The sequence below is a fragment of the Streptomyces sp. NPDC020362 genome, from assembly GCF_040642095.1.
Taxonomy (GTDB): Bacteria; Actinomycetota; Actinomycetes; order Streptomycetales; family Streptomycetaceae; genus Streptomyces.
In genome coordinates, this window is the sequence record NZ_JBFAET010000001.1 from 35625 (window position 1) to 55851 (window position 20227).

Sequence of the window (20227 nt, forward strand, 5' to 3'; positions counted from 1 at the left end):
AGCTCACAGCTCACAGCTCACAGCTCACAGCTCACAGCTCACAGCTCACAGCTCACAGCTCACAGCTCACAGCTCACAGCTCACAGCTCACAGCTCACAGCTCAGGAAACGACGGATCTCCGCCGTGATCTCGTCGGGGTTTGTTCCGCCATGAAGCGGACGCGGGTGACGATGCCATGGCGGAGGTGGGGCGCCCGAGCGCGCCAAGGTGCGACCGCGTCGGGGCCGCGCTGCCGGTCTCCATCGCGCACGCCCCGGTCTCCAGAGCAACCCGTCACTGTCCTCGTGTGCGTGGGTCCTCACCGTCGTGTGCGTGGGTCCTCACCATCGTGTGCGTGGGCCCTCACCGTCGTACCTGGCGGGCGGTGAGGACGGCCGCGGCCACGTCGTCGTCCGCACGGCCCGCTGCGATCGCTTCGTGCCGGCGCTTCGGCAGTGCGTCGGCGAACCGCAAGGGCATGCCGACGATCACCGATGATCAGCAGCTGGACTTCCTGCGACGCCAGGTCCTGACGTCGCGCTACGTGCGCGGCGGCTGGTTCAGCGACGTGATGCCGGGCGGGCTCGACCACCAGACCGAACACCACCTGTTCCCGAGCCTGCCCACGGTCCATCTACGCCGGGGCCGGAGTGGGTCCCCCCATCGGCCGGCAGCAGGCTCAGGCAAGAGGCTGAGGCGGCAGGAACCGCCGACCGGCGAGGAGAATCCGCGTCCGTCCGGGCATGTCACCACTCAGCCGACACCCGTGGGGCGATCGGGTGTCGATGCCAGGTGTCTTCCGCGGCGTAGCACCTGCAGCCATCATCCGGGGCCCGAGTATTGACTCGGAAGGCGGCACTGGCGATCCTCATGGCGCACAGTTTGCATAGGACATGACAAATCTATGCGCGGGCGCCTCCGGGTCCTGACCTCCTTTCCGGTCTACCGCGCATCACGCCGACCGAGGGACGTGGGCCGTGGCCATGACCAGACTCCCGTACCGCCGACGCAAAGACGTCACCGTAGTATCGCTGCTCCTCCTCGTATGGGCCGTCGTGCTCGGCCCCACCCCGAGTTCGGCGGCCGGAAACGACTGGTGGGTCCCGAGCGCACGACCGGCGCCGGACTCCCAGATCAACGTCACCGGCGAGCCGTTCACGGGCACCAACACCAAGGGCGAGGTACGCGGGTTCGTCGACGCCCACGACCACCTGTTCGCCAACGAGGCCTTCGGCGGGCGCCTCATCTGCGGCAAGACGTTCTCCGAGGCCGGGATCGCCGACGCGCTCAAGGACTGTCCCGAGCACTACCCGGACGGCTCGCTGGCCGTCTTCGACTTCATCACCAAGGGCGGTGACGGCAGACACGACCCGGTCGGCTGGCCCACGTTCAAGGACTGGCCCGCCCACGACTCGCTGACCCACCAGCAGAACTACTACGCGTGGGTGGAACGCGCCTGGCGCGGCGGCCAGCGGGTGCTGGTCAACGACCTCGTCACCAACGGCGTGATCTGCTCGGTGTACTTCTTCAAGGACCGCAGCTGCGACGAGATGACGTCCATCCGGTTGCAGGCGAAGCTGACGTACGACCTGCAGGCGTACGTCGACAAGATGTACGGCGGCACGGGCAGGGGCTGGTTCCGGATCGTCACCGACAGCGCGCAGGCCCGCGAGGTCATCAAGCAGGGCAAGCTGGCGGTCATCCTGGGAGTGGAGACCTCCGAGCCCTTCGGCTGCAAGCAGATCCTGGACATCCCGCAGTGCGACAGGAAGGACATCGACGCCGGACTGGACGAGCTGTACGCACTGGGCGTGCGCAGCATGTTCCTGTGCCACAAGTTCGACAACGCGCTGTGCGGAGTCCGCTTCGACTCGGGCGGGCTCGGAACGGCCATCAACGTCGGCCAGTTCCTGTCGACCGGCACCTTCTGGAAGACGGAGAAGTGCACGGGGCCGCAGCACGACAACCCCATCGGCTCGGCCGCGGCGCCCGGGGCCGAGGCGAAACTCCCGGCGGGCGTGAGTGTCCCCTCCTACGCCTCGGACGCGCAGTGCAACTCCCGTGGGCTCACCGACCTCGGTGAGTACGCCGTACGCGGCATGATGAAACGCAAGATGATGCTGGAGATCGACCACATGAGCGTCAAGGCCGTCGGCCGCGCGCTCGACATCCTCGAGTCCGAGTCCTACCCCGGTGTGATCTCCTCGCACAGCTGGATGGACCTGAACTGGACCAACCGGGTCTACGGCCTCGGCGGCTTCATCGCCCAGTACATGCACGGCTCCGAGGGATTCGTGGCCGAGGCGAACCGCACCAAGGCGCTGCGGGACAAATACGGCGTCGGCTACGGCTACGGCACGGACATGAACGGTGTCGGCGGCTGGCCGGGTCCCCGGGGAGCTGACGCGCCCAACAAAGTCACCTACCCATTCCGCAGCGTCGACGGAGGCTCCCTCATCGACCGGCAGACTACCGGCGAGCGCACCTGGGACCTGAATACCGACGGAGCCGCGCACTACGGCCTCGTCCCGGACTGGATCGAGGACATCAGGCTCGTAGGAGGCCAGGGCGTGGTGAACGACCTCTTCCGGGGTGCCGAGTCCTACCTCGACACCTGGGGAGCGACCGAGCAGCACCAGGCGGAAGTGAACCTCGCCAACGGAGCGTCGGCCAAGGCCAGTTCGACGGAGTGGAACCCGTTCACCAGCTACGCGCCGAGCCGCGCCGTCGACAGCGCACGGGACACACGCTGGGCCAGCGACTGGAGCGACGACCAGTGGCTGTGGATCGACCTGGGCTCCACTCACCGGGTCGGACGGGTCACGCTCGACTGGGAGCGCGCGTACGGGAAGTCGTACAGCATCCAGCTCTCGACGGACGGCACGAACTGGCAGACGGTCTGGTCGACCACCACGGGCGATGGCGGCCTTGACACTGCCTGTTTCACCGGCACACCGGCGCGCTACGTCCGCATCATGGGCACGGAGCGTGGCACCGGGTGGGGATACTCGCTGCACGAGGTCGGTGTCCACAGCACCTGACACCGGTTCCGCCGGCCCGAAGCGGGAGCCCGCCCACAACCGGTCCCGAACACGACTCGGCCCGGCGCTGCCGCTGCCCACGCGCCGGCGGCACCGCCGGGCTCCGGTGGACAGACGCACCATCACGTCCAGAGGCGGAGGCGTCACCGGCCTGCCTGGCGGTCGGGACAGCCAACGGGCGGTGCGCTGCGCGGAGCGCACGATCAGACGCTGTCCTGGCAATCCAGCCACGAGCGTTCGGCATTGATCCTTCCGGGTCCGGCCTCCACCGCGCATCGGCTTCCCGGCGCAGGAGTAGACGCCGACACCTCGGTCGACTCGGACGGGTACGAGGGCTGCTGCGAAGGGATGGGGCGATCCGCTGGGGCCGTTCGTGGACAACAGCCTTGGTGCGCCGCGAAGCCGAGTGCGGAACGTCGCGCTGATTTCGAAGCTCCCGCAGGGAAAATGCGCAACTGATTCCTGCGGGGTAAACCCCCGGTTCAGGCTCTTTTTTCGGCCTTCCAGCCAGGCTGTGCGAGTCGATGAGCGCCGCCGAACACCGACACGATCAAGTCGTGCGTCTCGTTGTCCGGGTCGATCACCCCGCCCACCTCGGGCACCCACAGCGGCACGCCGTAGTACACGAACAGCGCGAAGTTACTGCCGAACCGGGCGCCGTAGAAGGCCTGTTGCAGCTCGTCGAACACTACCGCGTCGAAGCCGCGCCCGGGGGGCGAACGAGCTACTGGAGCGCGCGGTGGCGTCAAGGCACCCGCAGGCGGTCACCGGTCCGTGGATCCAGTCTCACAGCTTGAGCACAAATTACATACTTCCCCCTCTTCATACTGGCCTCGATGGTCTAGATTGACCGTGCTTCAGCTGTTCGGACACGAGGCGACCATTAATGATCTATAGGTCCGGCTACGGAAAGCCAGCAGTCGCGTCCTCGGCGCCAGGCGTGGGGGTGATCAATTCCGGGAGCCCGAGAGGGGGCTTTGGGTGCGGGGAGCACCCGAGGTTTCGACGGGTTCCCGCGCACCTCAAGGGTCTTGCAGGACCTGCGAGTCTGCTGCCGCCAGGGTGGGTTGCCCAAGCAGCTCTGAAATAGCCGGGATGTCGTGCGTGGGGGGCGGGGGCCGCCCACGGGGAGGAACAGCGCGGCGCGGGGGGCGGGGGCCTCCCGACGGGAGGAACAGTGCGGGAGGGGGGGCCTCCCGAGGGGAGGAACAGTGTTGGGCGAACACGTCGAGCCACTGGGGACCTGGGGGGTTCTGTGCGGCAAGGGGGATTAGTCAGCCCGTTTCCGTCGGAGCGCGGGCGTCTGGCGAACGGGGCGATCAGCCAGCCCACGATCGATTGGGAGCAGCGATACCGCCGTACCGTGATCACCACCGATACCGTGGCCACCGCCTTCGTGGTGGCGGCCATCGGCAACTTCTTCGGGGCTCGGGACGCGGCCAACTGGCACGAGAAGTGGGGAATTCTCGCATTCGGCACCGAACTGCTGGTGCTGGGGGCGCTTGCGGTGAGCCGGTCGTGGGCTCCGGCCGTGCTCGGCCAGGGCGCCGAGGAATTCCGCCGGCTCGGACGCTCACTGTTCACGGCGACCGTCGTACTGGCGCTCGGCGGGATCGCCCTCACCTCGCGCAACATCAAGCTCTGGATCTTCGTCGCGATCCCCGCGATCGCGCTCATCACCATGACCGCGCGGTATCTGCTGCGCCTCTGGCTGCACAAACAGCGGAAGGAAGGACGGTGCCTGAGACCGGTGCTCGCTGCCGGGAGCCTGGCCACCGTGCGCGACCTGATCACCCGAACCCGCAAGTTCCCGCACCTCGGCTGGCGGGTGGAGGCGGTGTGCACGACGGACGGTCGCGGGCTCGACGGTGACCAACTGGACGGAGTGCCGGTCGTCGGCCGACTGACGGACGTCGCCAAGCACGTCCGCCACGACGGCTACCGTGTCGTCGCGGTCACGCCGGACCCGCACTGGTCACCGGACCGGCTGCAGCGGCTGGCGTGGAACCTCGAAGGCAGCGATGCCGAGATGGTCGTGGCCCCCGTGCTGATGGAGGTGGCCGGCCCGCGGCTGCACGTCGACGCGGTGCTCGGGATCCCGCTGCTGCGGGTCAGCATGCCGACCTTCACCGGGGGCCGCCGGGCGATCAAAGAGGTCGTCGACCGGGTGGGCGCGGCGGTCCTGCTGGTGCTGTTCTCGCCGCTGATGGCGCTCGTCGGGCTGCTCGTGCTGGTGGACAGTCGGGGCGGGGCGTTCTACCGCCAGCGCAGGGTCGGCAAGGACGGTCGCGAGTTCACCATTGTCAAGTTCCGCACCATGGTCACCGGGGCCCACGGGGCACGTGCGGAGCTGGCCGACCACAACGAGGGCGCAGGCCTGCTGTTCAAGCTCCGCCGGGATCCGCGCGTGACCCGCGTGGGAGCAATGCTGCGCCGGTACTCGCTCGACGAGCTCCCGCAGCTCATCAACGTGCTCACCGGATCGATGTCGCTCGTCGGTCCGCGGCCTCCTTTACCGGAGGAGTCCGCTTTGTACGACCCGGACATCCGGCGGCGACTGCTGGTCAAACCCGGGCTCACCGGCCTGTGGCAGATCAGCGGACGCAGCGACCTGCCGTGGGAGGAGGCGGTCCGGCTCGACCTGCGGTACGTGGAGGACTGGTCGCTCGCCCTGGACACAGTGATCTTGTGGAAGACGCTGCGTGCGGTGCTCCACGGGCAGGGGGCCTACTGATGCGCGGGGGTCGTCCGGCCGACGCGCGGACCGCAGGCCACAAGGGCCTGCCTGGGGGGAGAAACGAGTCATGAGGGTCAGCGTTTTCGGGCTCGGCTACGTAGGCTGCGTGTCGGCCGCATGCCTGGCCAGCATGGGGCACGAGGTCATCGGGGTGGACGTCAACCAGGTGAAGGTCGACCTGGTCAACGACGGCAAGGCCCCGGTGGTCGAGGAGCGGATCGGCGAGCTCATCGCCGAAGTCGTGCGGACCGGAGCGTTACGCGCCACCGGCGACGTCCGCGAGGCGATCATGGGCAGCGAGGTGTCGCTGGTCTGCGTGGGCACGCCGTCGGAGCCCAACGGCAGCCTGTGCACCACGTACTTGGAGCGGGTCACCGAGCAGATCGGCGCCGCGCTGGCCGAGAGGGGTGGGCGGCACACCGTCGTGTTCCGCAGCACCATGCTCCCGGGCACCTGCCTGAACCTGCTGGTACCGATCCTGGAGAAGTACGTCGGCGGCACGGCCGGGGTGGACATCGGGGTCGCGGTCAACCCGGAGTTCCTGCGCGAGGGCACGAGCGTGCGGGACTTCTTCGACCCGCCGAAGACCGTCATCGGCGAGCTCGACCCGGCAAGCGGCGATGCGGTGATGGCGCTGTACGACGGCTTGCCCGGCGAGGTGTTCCGGGTGCCGGTGCCGACGGCCGAGGCGATCAAATATGCGGACAACGCGTTCCACGGCCTCAAGATCGGCTTCGCGAACGAGCTGGGCGCGGTGTGCCAGGCGCTCGGGGTGGACTCGCACCAGGTGATGGACGTGTTCCTGGCCGACCGCAAGCTGAACATCAGCCCCGCCTACCTGCGGCCCGGCTTCGCCTTCGGCGGCTCCTGCCTGCCCAAGGACCTGCGCAGCCTGGTCCACGCGGCGCAGCGGGCCGACGTCTCGGTGCCCATCCTCTCCCACGTGCTGCCCTCCAACTCCGACCATCTGCAGCGTGCGGTGGACCTGGTCGAGCGCACCGGCAAGCGCCGGGTGGGCCTGTTCGGGCTGTCCTTCAAACCCGGCACCGACGACCTCCGCGAGAGCCCGCTCGTCGAGCTGGCGGAGAGGCTCTTCGGCAAGGGGTACGACATCAAGATCTACGACGCCAATGTGAGCCTCTCCAGGCTGCTCGGCGCGAACCGCGAGTACATCGAGAGCCGGCTGCCGCATCTCGCGCAGCTGCTCGCGGACTCCGTCGACGAGGTGCTCGAGCACGCCGAGGTGTGCCTGGTCGGGACCAGGGATCCGGCCGTGGTGTCGTCGCTGCCCCATGAGGACGGACCGGTGATCGTCGACCTCATCCGCCTTCCCGACGCCGAGGCGCGCCGGGCCGAACCGGGGTACATGGGCCTTGCTTGGTAACGCAACGAGCGGCGACGGGCGGGCCCGTCGCGCGCTGATCCTGGTGGAGAACCTGTCGGTGCCGTTCGACCGGCGGGTGTGGCAGGAGTGCACGACGCTGCGCGACGCGGGCTGGGAAGTGCACGTCATCTGTCCGCGGGGGGAGAAGCGGGACACGGAGGCGGAGGCGGTGATCGACGGGGTGCGGATCCACCGCTACCCATTGCGCGCGGCCACCGGCGGGCCGGCCGGCTACCTGCGCGAATACGGATCGGCGTTGTGGCACACGCTCCGGCTGGCCCGCAAGGCCGGCCCGGTCGACGTGGTCCACGCCTGCAACCCGCCCGACCTGCTGTTCCTGCCGGCACTGTGGCTGAAGCGGCGCGGTGCGCGGTTCGTCTTCGACCAGCACGACCTGGTACCCGAGCTGTACCTCTCCCGGTTCGACCGGGGCGAGGACCTGCTCTACCGCGCCGTGTGCGCGCTGGAACGGCGGACCTACCGGGCCGCGGACATCGTGCTCGCCACGAACGAGAGCTACCGGGACGTCGCGCTGCGCCGTGGCGGGAAGCGGCCGGAGGACGTCTTCGTGGTGCGCAGTGCACCCCAGATCGACCGATTCCAACCGGTGCCGTCGGAGCCGGAGTTGAAGCGTGGCAAGCCTCATCTGCTGTGCTACCTCGGTGTCATGGGACCTCAGGACGGCGTCGACTACGCCTTGCGGGCCCTGGCGAAGCTGCGCGACGAGCTCGGGCGGACCGACTGGCATGCGGTGTTCGTCGGCTCCGGCGACGCGTTCGACGCGATGGTGGAGCTGTCCGGGCGGCTCGGTCTCTCCGAGCAGGTGCAGTTCACCGGGCGCATTCCGGACGCCGACCTGGTGCGCTACCTGTCCACTGCGGACGTGTGCCTTTCCCCCGACCCGCGCAATCCGCTCAACGACGTGTCGACCATGAACAAGGTCCTGGAGTACATGGCGATGGGCCGGCCGATCGTCTCGTTCGACCTCCGGGAGGCGCGCGTCTCCGCCGGTGACGCCGCCGTCTACGCGCCCGCCAACGACGAGGCCGAATTCGCGGGGCTCATCGCGCTGCTCCTCGACGATCCGGACAAGCGGGCCCGGATGGGCAAGATCGGCCAGGAGCGGATCGGCGGGCCGCTTTCCTGGCAGAACTCGCAAGCGCAACTGCTCGCCGCCTACGCCGCTGCCTGCCGGGAGCATGCTCCGGTGTCGGCGGGTGGGCCGGTCCGTGCGGGGAAGAGGCCGCTCCATTGAACGATGACACGATCCGCCTGGTCATCATCGGGCGGATTCTCCGTCGGCGGTGGCGGCTTCTCGCCGTACTCGCCGTGGTGGGTGCGCTCGTCGGCTACGGCACCTCGGTGCTGGTGTTTCCGCCGCGGTACACGGCGTCGGCATCGGTACTGCTGCCGGGGCTGTGGGAGGAGCGCGAACTGCTGACCCAGGTGGACATCGCGACCAGTTCGGCGGTGGTCGACCGCGCGGCCGACACGCTCGGCTGGAAGGGCGTCAGCGGCGTCGAGCTCCAGGATCAGGTGAGCGCCAAGGCCGCCGACGGGAACATCATCAAGATCTCGGGCACGGCCGACACCCCGGAGCGCGCGCAGCGGCTCTCCGACCAGGTGGCCCAGCAGTTCGTCACCTTCGCCGCGCGGATCGCGGGCGGCAGTGCCGACCCCGCAGTGGCCACGGGGACCGAGGCGCTGCGGAAGAAGGTCGCGGAGACCAACCGCCGCATCACCGACCTGGCCAATGCAGCCGATCCCGGGCAGACCGTGGAGAGTGTGCAGGCCCGCACCGAGCTCGAGAAGCTGCGCACCTCGCTGCAGGACGCCATGAAGAAGCTGGAGGAGGCCGACCCGGCCACCAACAAGGCCAGCATGGTCGTCATGGGGCCGGCGCCCCGGCCGACCGGCGCGGCAGCCCCGACGAGGATGCAGCTCATCGTCGGCGGGGCGCTGCTGTTCTTCCTGCTCGCGGTCGTCGGCCATCTCGCCGCCGCGCGGGTGAGCCGCCGGCTGCGCACCGGACCGGAGATCGCGGCGGCGCTCGGCTCGGCGCTCCTCGGTACCGTCGACGTGCCTGGTGAACGGCGCGCGCACCAGCCGGAAAGCGGTGGCTCACGGGCCCGGATCCGCCGACTTCTCGGCGTCGACACCCGGTGGGACACACCGGCCCCGCAGAGGTCCGGCGACGAGGCCGACAGGCGGATCCGCTACCGCCGGGTGTGCGCTCGCCTCCGGGACCGGCTGCCGGCCCCTCGGCGGCTGCTGGTTGTCGTACCGGAAGGCGACGAGGTCGCCCGCCGGGCCGCCGGGCAGCTCGTCGTCGAGGCCAAGAGCGATCCGCTGCTGCGAGTGGTGAAGGTCTCGGTGGACCGGCCGATCGTGCCGGACCGCGGAACGGAGTCCGGTGCCCTGGTCGTCCTCAGCCCGGGCAGCTGGACCGCGGAGGAGCTCGCCGGCATCGCCGAAGCGTGTGCGGACGGCAGGCATGACGTCGTCGGCATCGTCGTCGCCGACACGGTCCGCACCGGTCCGACGCGGACTGCCGACCTTCCTTCGGACGGGCGGACTCCGGACCTTCCTTCGGACGAGGCCACTTTGACGTTCGCGGTTCGCGGCCACGCGACGGGAGGTTCAGCGTGACGACAAGCACGACTGCGGAGTCGTCGGCCGCCACTCCGCTCATCGACCTGCAGGCGCTGGTGGTCGCGGTCCGCAGACGCCGCCGTCTCTGGTCCGCCATGGCGCTGCTCGGGCTGCTGATCGGCGCGGCGGTGGCGGTCCTGCTGCCGCCGGCGCCGGCCGCGGTGACGAAGGTGCTGGTCGCGCACCAGGAGGACCAGCCGAACGACACCGGAACGCTGATCCGCACCGACGTCCAGCTGCTGGGGACCACGCGGATCGCCGACCAGGCCCTGCGATCCCTCAAGTCCCCGGAAAAACCGGAAGACTTCATGCAGGACTACCGGGGCACCGGGCTGTCCAACAACGTGCTCCAGATCGATGTGACCGGTGCCACCGACGCGGAAGCGGTGGCCCGGGCCAAGGCACTGGCCGATGCGTTCGTCGCGGACCATGCGAAGCGGGTACGGGACATTGCGGACGCCGAGGCCAAGGGCCTGATCACCCAGCGTGACCGCATGGAGGCCGAGCTCGCCCAGGTCAACAAGGAGATCGGCGGCCGATCGCCGGACAGCGACCCGAAGGCGTCGGCGAGCACCGAGTCGCTCTTCGCCCGCCGGGCCGAACTCACGTCGCGGATCGCCGATTTCGCCCAGCGCGCCGAGGAGGCGCGCATCGGCACGCCCCAGCTCATCGCCGGCACGCAGATCGTGGACGCCGCGCACGCGGTGCGGCACTCCCTGCCCAAGGCCGTCGTCACCAACGCCGTGGTCGGGCTCGTCCTCGGGCTCTTCCTCGGGCTCGCGCTGGCCGCGGTCGGTGTGGTGGTGGCAGACCGCCCCGTGCTGCGCCGGGACATCGCGGCGAACCTCGGTGCCTCGGTCATCGCGGAGCTGCCCCTCCGGTCGGGCAGGCCGTGGCAGCGCCGACGGACCCGGGTGAAACGCGAACGGCTCACCGCGACGCTGGCCCGCACCGTGCGCGGCTCCGCGGAACCGCTGTCGCTGCTGGAACTGGGCTGTGCGCGAAGAACGAGCGTGATCGCCCTGGGCCTCGCCCGGGCACTGGCGGCGGAGGGGCCGGTGGTCGTCATCGACGGTCTGCCCGGTCCGCAGCTCGCCAAGCACCGCCCGAAGCCAGGAGACCCGACCGTGGTCGGCGGCGAGCGTGCCGCGACCGTGTCGCCTGACGAGCGCCGGATCGGCGTCGGCTCGGTGGCGCCCGGCACGGCGTGGACCGACCTCGGGTATCTCGGCACCCAGACGGTGCTCGTCGTGCGTGCCGGGCGCGGCAGCGCCGCATGGCTGCACACCGTGGCGCGACAGCTCGCGGACCAGCGCATTCCCGTGATCGGTGTGGTGCTGATCGACCCCGATCCGCGTGACCGGACCGACGGCACCCTGTGGGACGGGCTCCAGACCGCGCTGCGCGGCCGCAGCGAGCGGCCTGCCCGGCACAACGGGACGGACCAGCGGCGGACGGAGCGGTTGCCGGTGTGGGCCGCAGGGGTCCCGGACAACGACCAGGAGGCGCGGTAGCACATGTGTGGCATCGCAGGTACTTACCGATGGCCGGACGGGAAGGCCGTGACCGACCGGCTCACCGACACCCTCGCCCACCGCGGCCCGGACGGGGCGGGCCGCTACGGCCACCCCGTCGGTGACGGCGAGGTGCAGCTCGGGCACCGCCGGCTGGCGATCATCGACCTGTCCGAGACCGGCGCCCAGCCGATGGTCTCGGACGGCCTCGCCCTGACGTACAACGGCGAGCTGTACAACGCGCCCGAGCTGCGTGCCGAGCTGGCAGCCGCGGGGGTGCGCTTCCGCGGTACCTCCGACACCGAGGTGCTCCTTGAGGCCTGGCGGCGCTGGGGCACGGACTGTCTGGCCCGGCTGCGCGGCATGTTCGCGTTCGGGATCTTCGACGAGCGCACCGGTGAACTGGTGCTGGCCCGCGACCAGTTAGGCATCAAGCCGCTGTTCCTGCTCCGGCGCGGTGAGGGCCTGGCGTTCGCCTCCGAACTCAAGGCGCTCGCCGCCGCCACTGTCGGGTCGCTGGAGGTGGACCATGCGGCGCTGGTGGCTTCGCTCCTCTATTACTGGGTGCCGGACTCACGGTGCGCGTTCCGCGAGGCGGAGAAGCTGCCGCCGGGGAGCTGGCTGCGGATCCGGCCCGACGGCCGGGTGGAGCGCGGCCGGTACTGGAACCTGAAGGACGTCGCCACCGAGGGACGGGAGCGGGCCCGCAGCGGTGAGCAGCCGGACCTGGCCGCCATCGTCGAGGAGTCGACCCGGCAGCACCTGCTCTCCGACGTACCCGTGGCGACCTTCCTCTCCGGCGGCCTCGACTCCAGCTACCTGACCGCCCTAGCGGCCCGCCACCAGCCCGGGATCTCCGCCTACACGATTGGATTCCGCGCCGAGGACGCCAAGTTCGAGGCGATGCCGGACGACCTGCGCTATGCCCGACAGGTGGCCGAGCGGTTCGGTGTCGACCTGCACGAGATCGAGATCGCCCCGAACGTGCTCGACCTGCTGCCGGAGATGACGTACCACCTGGACGAGCCGATCGGCGATCCCGCCGCGATCAACACGTTCCTGATCTGCTCGGCCGCCCGGGAGGCCGGGGTCAAGGTGATGCTCTCGGGGATGGGCGCCGACGAGCTGTTCGCCGGGTACCGCAAGCACCTGGCCAACCTGCTCGCGCTGCGCTACCAGCGCATCCCGCGGCCCCTGCGGCGCGGCCTGTCCGCGGCCGTTGACCGGCTGCCGGTCGCAACGAGCCGCCGGGGGTACCGGTCCGTCCGCTTCGCGAAGCGGTTCCTCTCCTTCGCCGACCTGCCGGAAGAGACCGCGTTCCGGCGCAGCTACACCATGTACGACCAGGACGAGCTGCTCGCCCTGCTCGATCCGGACCTGGCCCCGGCGGTCGACGACGTACTGACCGAGCACGCGGACGTCTACCAGGACAACGACCTCGACGACTTCGTCAACCGCATGTGCCTGGGCGACGCCCGGATGTTCCTGCCGGGCCTGAACCTCACGTACACGGACCGCTCCAGCATGGCCGCGTCGACCGAGGTACGGGTGCCGTACGTGGACGTCGAGGTGGTCAAGGCGGCGTTCGCCGTGCCCGGCGACCGGAAGATCGCCGGACGGCAGGGCAAGGCCGTCCTCAAGGAGGCGGCCACCTCGATCCTGCACCGGGAGATCGTCTACCGGCCCAAGGGCCTGTTCAGCGCCCCGCTGCGGGCCTGGATGAGCCGGGATCTGGCACCGCTGGTGCGCGAGGTGGTCAACGACGGCGTGCTCGTCAACTCCGGGCTGCTGCGCCGCGACGCGCTCGCGCGCATGGTCGCCGAGGACGCCGCCGGGCAGCGGGACTTCTCCAAGCATCTGTGGCATGTGCTGACCCTCGAGTACTGGTACCGCGACGCGACCTCCGGGTCCGGCCAGGGCGCTCGCTCGGCGGCGTAGAAGACGGCTTAGAAATAGGGGACTTCGGGTGAAACAGGTTGTGCAGAACTACAAGAGCGGCGAGCTGGCGGTGCTCGACGTGCCGGTACCGGGGTGCAAGCCGGGGGGTGTGCTGGTCCGCACCGCATACTCGCTGATTTCCACCGGGACCGAGATGATGAAGGTGTCCGAGGCCGGCATGTCGATGCTGGGCAAGGCCCGCTCCCGGCCGGACCAGGTGGCCAAGGTCATGCAGAGCGTGGCCACCAACGGGGTGCCCGCCACCTACCGCAAGGTGATGGGCAAGCTGGACTCGTACACGCCGCTGGGCTACTCGCTGTGCGGGGTGGTCGAGCAGGTCGGCGCCGGGATCGACGACGTCGCGGTCGGCGACCTCGTGGCCTGCGCCGGCAACGAACACGCGCTGCACGCCGAACTGAACTGGGTACCGAAGAACCTCTACGCCCGGGTGCCGGATGGCCTCGCGCCGCAGCACGCGGCCTTCGGCACCGTCGGGTCGATCGCGATGCAGGGCGTCCGCCAGGGCGAGCCGCAACTCGGCGAGGTGGCGCTGGTCATCGGCCTCGGGCTGATCGGGCAGCTGGTCGTCCAGCTCCTCGCCACCTCCGGAGTCCGCGTCGTCGGGGCCGACCCCGACCCGTCACGCTGCGAACTCGCCGAGCGCCTGGGCGCCGAGGCCTGCGGCGACCCCGCGTCCGCGGCTGTGGAGACCGCCGTCGCCGAACTCACCGACGGGCACGGCGTGGACCAGGTGTACCTGGCCGCCGGCGGCGGCACCAACCAGCCCGTCGAGCTGGCCGCCCGGCTCTGCCGGGACCGCGGCCGCGTCGTCGACATCGGCAAGTGCCGCCTGGACCTCCCGTGGAACGCGTACTACGAGAAGGAGCTCGACGTCCGGTTCTCGCGCTCGTACGGCCCCGGGCGCTACGACCCGGAGTACGAGCTGGACGGGCGCGACTACCCCATCGGCTACGTGCGCTGGACCGAGCGCCGCAACCTGGCGTGCTTCCTCGGTCTCCTCGCCCGCGGCAGCGTCGACGTGGAGCCCCTGGTCTCCCACATCGCCGACTTCGACGACGCCGTCAAGACGTACCAGCGCCTGAAGGACGGCGAGTTGAAGGCCGTGGCCGTGCTGTTCCGGTACGCCGACCAGGTGGCGGAAGGGGAGGTGGAGGCCCCGGCGGTCACCGTGCCCGAGGTGCGACGCAGCGGCGCGGCGGCCACCCCGGCCCGGTCCGCCAAGGCACCGGTTCGGCTTGCGTTCGTCGGCGCCGGGAACTACGCGACGTCGATGCTGCTGCCGCACCTGGCACAGCGCGAAGGCGTCGAGTTGTCGACCGTCGTCACCACGACGGCGCTGTCCGCAGCCAACGCGCAGCGGAAGTTCGGCTTCGCCGGGGCGACCACCGATCTCGACGCCGTCCTCGGCGACAAGTCCATCGACGCGGTGTTCGTGGTCACCCGGCACAGCTCGCACGCCGAACTGACCCGGAAGGCACTGCTGGCCGGCAAGACGGTGTTCGTGGAGAAGCCGCTGGCCCTCACCGAGGACGCACTGGCCGGTGTGCTCGCGGCGGTGGAGGAGTCCGGCAACGACCGGCTGCAGGTGGGCTTCAACCGCCGGTTCGCGCCGCTGCTGCAGGAGGCCAGGGACCGGTTCGGCGCCCGGACCGGTCCGGCGAGCCTGCGCTACCTGGTCAACGCGGGCCGGCTGCAGCACGGCAGCTGGTACCTCCAACAGGGCACCGAGGGCTCGCGGTTCGCCGGCGAGGGCGGACACTTCATCGACACGGCGAGCTGGCTGCTCGACGCCGATCCGGTCTCGGTGTACGCGGTCGCCCCGTCCGGCAACGAGGACCTGCAGGTCGTGCTGCGCTACCCGGACGGGTCCACCGCCACCATCAGCTACGTCACCACCGGTGCGGCCGCCTTCCCCAAGGAGACGCTGGACCTCGTCGCGGACGGCAAGGTGCTGCGGCTCGACGACTTCGTCCGTGCCTCGGTGTACGGCCGCAAGAAATGGGTCAGCTCGCGGCTGCCCAAGGCCCGGGACAAGGGCCAGAACGCCGAACTGGCCGCGTTCATCAAGGCCGTGCGGACCGGCGGCCCGATGCCGGTGCCGCTGGAGTCGCTGGTCGCCACCACGGCGGCCACCCTCGCCGTGCAGACCGGACTGGCCGGCGGCGCGCCGGTGACGTTGGAGCGGGCGCGATGACCATGAGCGCGGGCTGGTACCTGCGACGCCTTTCCCGGATGGGACCCCAGGAGGTCGCGGGCCGGGTGGGCGACGCGGTGCGCAGACGGCGGTGGCGGTCGGCGAGGCCGGACTGCCCACCGGTGACCGGCGCCCGGTTCACCGCGGTGCTGCCCGCCGGGACGATCGCCGCAGTACCTCCAGACGCCGCGAAACGCCTCATCGCCGAGGCGGACCGGCTGATGTACGGGCACGCCGAGTTCTTCGGGGTGGTCCGCGACGACCTGGACGACCCGGACTGGTGGTGCGACCCGAAGACCGGGCGCCGGGCTCCCTGGGGCTATGCCTTCGACGTGCCGTACCGGAACGAGGACGCGGTCGGGGACATCAAGCAGATCTGGGAGCTGTCCCGGCACCAGTACCTCACCGTGCTCGCCGCCGCCTACGCGATCACCGGAGACGAACGGTACGCCGAGCGCGTGGCCGCGCACCTGCGGTCGTGGTGGGCGGCCAACCCACCGCTGCGCGGCGTGCACTGGATCAGCGGCATCGAGCTGGGCATCCGGCTGCTGTCCTGGGTGTGGATCCGCCGGCTGCTCGACGGCTGGCCGGGCACGACCGAACTGTTCGAGGGCAACCCGGTGGCGGTGAACCAGATCTGGCACCACCAGCGCTGGCTGGCCGCCTTCCCCAGCCGGGGGTCTTCGGCGAACAACCACGTCATCGCCGAGACCGCCGGGCAGTTCGCAGCTGCCTGCGCGTTCGACTGGTTCCCCTCTTCGCCGCGTTGGCGGGCCGACGCAATGAAGTCGCTGGGGCGGCATCTGCGCGGCAACACCTTCGGCTCGGGACTCAACCGTGAGCTGGCCTCCGAGTACCACGGCCTGGTGCTGGAGCTCGGTCTGGCCGCGGTGGCCGAGGCCGACGCCGCGGGCGTGCCGGTCCCCGCGACCGTCCGCCTGGTACTGCTGCGGATGACCGACGCGCTCGCGGCCGTCGTGGACAACCGGCTGCGGCCGCCGCGCCAGGGCGACGCCGACGACGGGCACGGTCTTGTCGTCGACGGCGCGGGCACCGACCGTTGGGCCTCGCTCCTTGCCACCGGGGACGCCGTGTTCGGCAGGCTCGCCTGGTGGCCGTCAGTGACCGGCACCGATGTGCGCACCCCGCTGCTGGCCGCGCTCATCCGGCCGTACGCGAAGAACGGAACCTCACCGGCCGTGACCCGCCCGGCGAGCCGACCTGCCCACTTCGCCGACGCGGGGCTCACCATCCTGCGCGGTCCGGGAGGGACGGGAGAGATCTGGTGCCGCTGCGACGGCGGTCCGCACGGCTTCCTGTCCATCGCCGCGCACGCCCACGCGGACGCGCTGTCCGTGGAGGTCCGGCACGACGGGGTCGACGTGCTCGCCGACCCGGGGACGTACTGCTACCACGGGCAGCCCGAGTGGCGGCAGTACTTCCGCTCGACCCTCGGCCACAACACCCTGCAACTGGACGGCAGTGACCAGTCCGTCTCCGGCGGCCCGTTCTTGTGGACCAGGCAGGCCCGCAGCCGCGTCCTGACCGTCGACACATCCGACGAGGGCGTGTCCCGCTGGTGCGCCGAGCACGACGGCTACCAGGACTCCGTGCACCGCCGCCGGGTGGAACTGACGGCCGAGAGCCAGGAGTTGCGGGTGGTCGACGAGGTGCGCGGCCCGCGCCGGGCCGTGCGCCTGGCGTTCCACCTCGGCCCGGCGATCGCCGCGGACCTGGTGGGGAACCGGGCAGTGCTCACCTGGATCCGGAACGGCGAGGGACGTTCCGCGGTGCTCGACCTGCCCGAGCAGCTGTCCTGGCAGGCGCATCGCGGCGAGACCGACCCGCCGCTGGGCTGGTACTCCGCGGGCTTCGGGCGCAAGGAACCCACCACAACGCTGGTCGGCACCGGTTTCACCGACGGCACGGAGGGCTTCACCACCGTGCTCGGGTTCCGCGGCTAGGGGGGCGCGTGAGGAGCAAGATGCGGCACTGGACGTCGGCGGCGGCACCGCTGGCGCTGGCCCTGCTGGCGACCGGCTGTACGTCGAGTGCCGGGGCGGAGCCGAAGGCCGCGCCATCCACGTCCGCGTCCGCGTCCGCGGCCCGACCCGTGGCCCGGGTGTGCGCCAACCCCGCGGCCGGGCCGGCACAGGCGCCGGCGGGCGCGGTGACGGTCGACCCCGCGAAGGTCGGCGACCTGGCAGCGAAGACCAAGAGCAACCCCCCGAACACCACGTTCTGGCTGCGACCGGGCAAGCACAGGCTCGACCCGGACCGCTACGCCCAGGTCATCCCCAAGAAGGGCGACCGCTACCTGGGTGCGCCGGGCGCGGTGCTCGACGGCGGGAAGAAGAACCAGTACGCGTTCAGCGGCAGCGCCCGCGACGTCACCATCGGCTACCTGACCGTGCAGCGTTTCATGGCGCCACCGGACGAGGGCGTGGTAAACCACGACTCGGCCGACGGATGGGTGATCGAGCACGCGACGATCCAGAACAACTCCGGCGCCGGGCTGATGGCCGGTGCCGGCCAGCAGGTCCGCGCCAACTGCCTGCGCGACAACGGCCAGTACGGCATGAACGCCTACAAGGCCACCGGCCGTATCACCAACCTGGTGGTCGAGGGCAACGAGATCGTGGGCAACAACACCGGCGACTGGGAGCGGCGGCGCAAGGGCTGCGGCTGCACCGGAGGCATCAAGTTCTGGGCCGTCAACGGCGCCGACGTACGCGGCAACTGGGTGCACGACAACCGCGGAACCGGGTTGTGGGCGGACACCAACAACAACGACTTCCGCATCGAGAACAATGTGATCGAGGCCAACGACGGTGCCGCCCTGATCTACGAGATCAGCTACAACGCGGTCATCCGGAACAACACGATCCGGCGGAACAACTGGGTCGAGGGCCGCAGGGCGGCCAAGAGCGGCGACAACTTCCCGTTCGCGACCGTCTACGTGTCCGAGTCCGGCGGCGAACCACGGATCCGAGCCCGCACCGACAAGATCGAGATCTACCGGAACGTGCTGGAGAACAACTGGTCCGGGATCACCCTGTGGGAGAACGCCGACCGGTTCTGCAACAGCCCGGCCAACACCTCGTCCGGTGACTGCACTCTGCTGGTGGGGAGCACCCAGCGCTGCGCGAAGCCGGCGATCGCCAAGGCGCCGCTCTACTCCGACTGCCGGTGGAAGACCCAGCGGGTGGACATCCACGACAACCGCTTCGTGCTGGACAAGTCCGTGGTCAAGTGCACGGAGAAGTGCGACCGAATGGCGCTCCTCGCCAACTACGGGACCTATCCGGACTGGTCGCCGTACAAGGGCGAGCGGGTGGCTGGCGCGATCACCACCGGGCAGCACAACCGCTGGCACCACAACGTCTACATCGGACCGTGGAAATTCGTGGCCCAGGACACCAACCAGGTGCTCGACTTCGGGCAGTGGCAGGGGGCGCCGTACCAGCAGGACGCGGGCAGCACCCTCGACCCACAGGCCGGTGGTTGAGATGGGTACGCAGCACGGCGCCGAACCGCCCCGCGCCGGCACACCGAGGATCGTCGGGATCGTCTGGGGGCTGCTGGTCCTCAACACGCTCGGCTCCGCGGGGGCGAAGACCATCGTCCCGCTGCCCCGCTCCCTCATCCAGATGGTCACCATGGGCGCGCTGGTCAGCGCGTTCACGCTGGCGCTCACGGTCAATCTCCGACTGCGCATCCGGGCCAGCGCCTACCTGTTCCTGCTCACCCTGCTGCTGGTGGCGAGCGTGATCTCCAGCGCGAACCTGGAGTCCGGGTTCGGCGCGCTGTTCCGCTGCTTCCGACTGACTCTCTTCGTCGGCACGCTGTGGCTGCTCAGCCGCTGGTGGGACGGCAGCCTGACGTTCGTCCGGTACCACATCCGGGCGTACTTCGCGGTACTCGGATCGGTGGCGGCCGGCCTGGCCGTCTCACCGGGTGCGGCCCTGCCCGACCTCTACGGCGGCCGCCTCGTCGGCGCGTTGTGGCCGCTCACGCCGCCGCAGATCGGGCAGTACGCCGCGGTGATCATCGGGCTCACTGTGCTGCTCCTGCTGGGGCGCCGGACCGACGGGGCCGGCGCGGCGGTGGTCATCGTGCCGTCACTCGTCCTGCTCGCGCTGACCCATACCCGGACGGCCACGCTCGGCCTGCTCCTCGGGCTGGCGTTGGCGATCTGCTCACTCATCCTCACCAGCGCCGCCGCCCGCCGGTTCTTCACCTGGACGGTGCTGTGCGTCGCGGTGGCCGCGGTGGGGTTCGCATCCGCGCTGCAGTCATGGTTCCTGCGCGGGCAGAGCCAGGAGAACTTCTCCAGTCTCACCGGCCGGGCCAAGGTCTGGGACGCCCTGCTGGCTGCGCCCCGGTCGACCTCGCAGAAGTTGTTCGGCGTGGGCCTGGGCGACAAGTCGTTCGGCGGGCTGCCGATCGACAACAGCTGGCTGGCCGTCTACAACGAGCAGGGTCTGATCGGTGTCACCCTCGTCGCAGTGATCATCATCGTGCTGGGCGGAGTCGCGCTGCTGCGGCCACCGTTGCTTCAGCGGGCCTGCGCGATCTTCCTGATCAGCTACTGCGCGATCGCGTCGTACACCGAGGCCGGCCTGGGCGACGCCTCGCCGTATCTGCTGCATCTGGCCCTGGCCGCCTCGCTGTTGGCGGCACCCGCCGAAGCCGCTCCCCTCTCGACGCCCGACGTCCCTCGACGACACGTCCCGCGCTGGGCCCGTAGATCGGAGGTGATCTGA

General features: G+C 70.2%; 12 protein-coding genes and 1 pseudogene. 12 read left to right on the forward strand and 1 reads right to left on the reverse strand.

Features of this window, described 5'->3' with window-relative positions:
* Positions 1 to 440: 440 nt before the first annotated feature.
* Both AB0H32_RS00145 and AB0H32_RS00150 read left to right on the forward strand, forming a co-directional pair.
* Positions 441 to 824 (forward strand): annotated as a pseudogene (locus tag AB0H32_RS00145) (fatty acid desaturase); the annotation flags it as partial.
* Positions 825 to 963: 139 nt separating this feature from the next.
* Positions 964 to 3021 (forward strand): discoidin domain-containing protein, encoded by a 2058-nt coding sequence (locus tag AB0H32_RS00150; protein ID WP_361111635.1) that lies wholly within the window; start codon positions 964 to 966, stop codon positions 3019 to 3021.
* 482 nt (positions 3022 to 3503) lie between these two features.
* Here AB0H32_RS00150 and AB0H32_RS00155 read toward each other — a convergent pair whose 3' ends face one another.
* Entirely contained in the window at positions 3504 to 3710 is a 207-nt protein-coding gene (locus AB0H32_RS00155) for a hypothetical protein (RefSeq protein WP_361111638.1), read from the reverse strand.
* A 566-nt stretch (positions 3711 to 4276) separates the two neighbouring features.
* Here AB0H32_RS00155 and AB0H32_RS00160 point away from each other — a divergent pair.
* The 10 genes from AB0H32_RS00160 to AB0H32_RS00205 all read left to right on the forward strand — a co-directional run bounded on the left by AB0H32_RS00160 (position 4277) and on the right by AB0H32_RS00205 (position 20227).
* Positions 4277 to 5755 (forward strand): sugar transferase, encoded by a 1479-nt coding sequence (locus AB0H32_RS00160; protein WP_361111641.1) that lies wholly within the window; start codon positions 4277 to 4279, stop codon positions 5753 to 5755.
* A gap of 70 nt (positions 5756 to 5825) precedes the next feature.
* Positions 5826 to 7142, forward strand: a complete 1317-nt coding sequence (locus AB0H32_RS00165; protein WP_361111644.1) for a nucleotide sugar dehydrogenase — start codon at positions 5826 to 5828, stop codon at positions 7140 to 7142.
* Positions 7132 to 8397: a glycosyltransferase family 4 protein gene (locus AB0H32_RS00170; protein ID WP_361111647.1), complete on the forward strand. Its 1266-nt coding sequence runs from the start codon at positions 7132 to 7134 to the stop codon at positions 8395 to 8397. Before AB0H32_RS00165 ends, AB0H32_RS00170 begins: the two co-directional genes overlap by 11 nt.
* A complete protein-coding gene (locus tag AB0H32_RS00175) occupies positions 8394 to 9791 on the forward strand; it encodes a Wzz/FepE/Etk N-terminal domain-containing protein (RefSeq protein ID WP_361111650.1) in 1398 nt (465 codons plus the stop codon). Before AB0H32_RS00170 ends, AB0H32_RS00175 begins: the two co-directional genes overlap by 4 nt.
* Entirely contained in the window at positions 9788 to 11308 is a 1521-nt protein-coding gene (locus AB0H32_RS00180; RefSeq protein ID WP_361111653.1) for a Wzz/FepE/Etk N-terminal domain-containing protein, read from the forward strand. Before AB0H32_RS00175 ends, AB0H32_RS00180 begins: the two co-directional genes overlap by 4 nt.
* A 3-nt stretch (positions 11309 to 11311) precedes the next feature.
* Positions 11312 to 13246, forward strand: a complete 1935-nt coding sequence (asnB, locus tag AB0H32_RS00185) for an asparagine synthase (glutamine-hydrolyzing) (protein ID WP_361111656.1) — start codon at positions 11312 to 11314, stop codon at positions 13244 to 13246.
* Positions 13247 to 13274: 28 nt separating this feature from the next.
* A complete protein-coding gene (locus tag AB0H32_RS00190) occupies positions 13275 to 15461 on the forward strand; it encodes a bi-domain-containing oxidoreductase (protein ID WP_361111659.1) in 2187 nt (728 codons plus the stop codon).
* On the forward strand, positions 15458 to 17425 hold the full coding sequence (locus AB0H32_RS00195) for an alginate lyase family protein (RefSeq protein ID WP_361111661.1): 1968 nt from the start codon (positions 15458 to 15460) through the stop codon (positions 17423 to 17425). The genes AB0H32_RS00190 and AB0H32_RS00195 overlap by 4 nt, the downstream gene beginning before the upstream one ends.
* Before the next feature lie 20 nt (positions 17426 to 17445).
* A complete protein-coding gene (locus AB0H32_RS00200) occupies positions 17446 to 18969 on the forward strand; it encodes a right-handed parallel beta-helix repeat-containing protein (RefSeq protein ID WP_361112212.1) in 1524 nt (507 codons plus the stop codon).
* A 1-nt stretch (position 18970) separates the two neighbouring features.
* Complete coding sequence (locus AB0H32_RS00205) at positions 18971 to 20227, forward strand: O-antigen ligase domain-containing protein (RefSeq protein ID WP_361111664.1); 1257 nt, start codon at positions 18971 to 18973, stop codon at positions 20225 to 20227.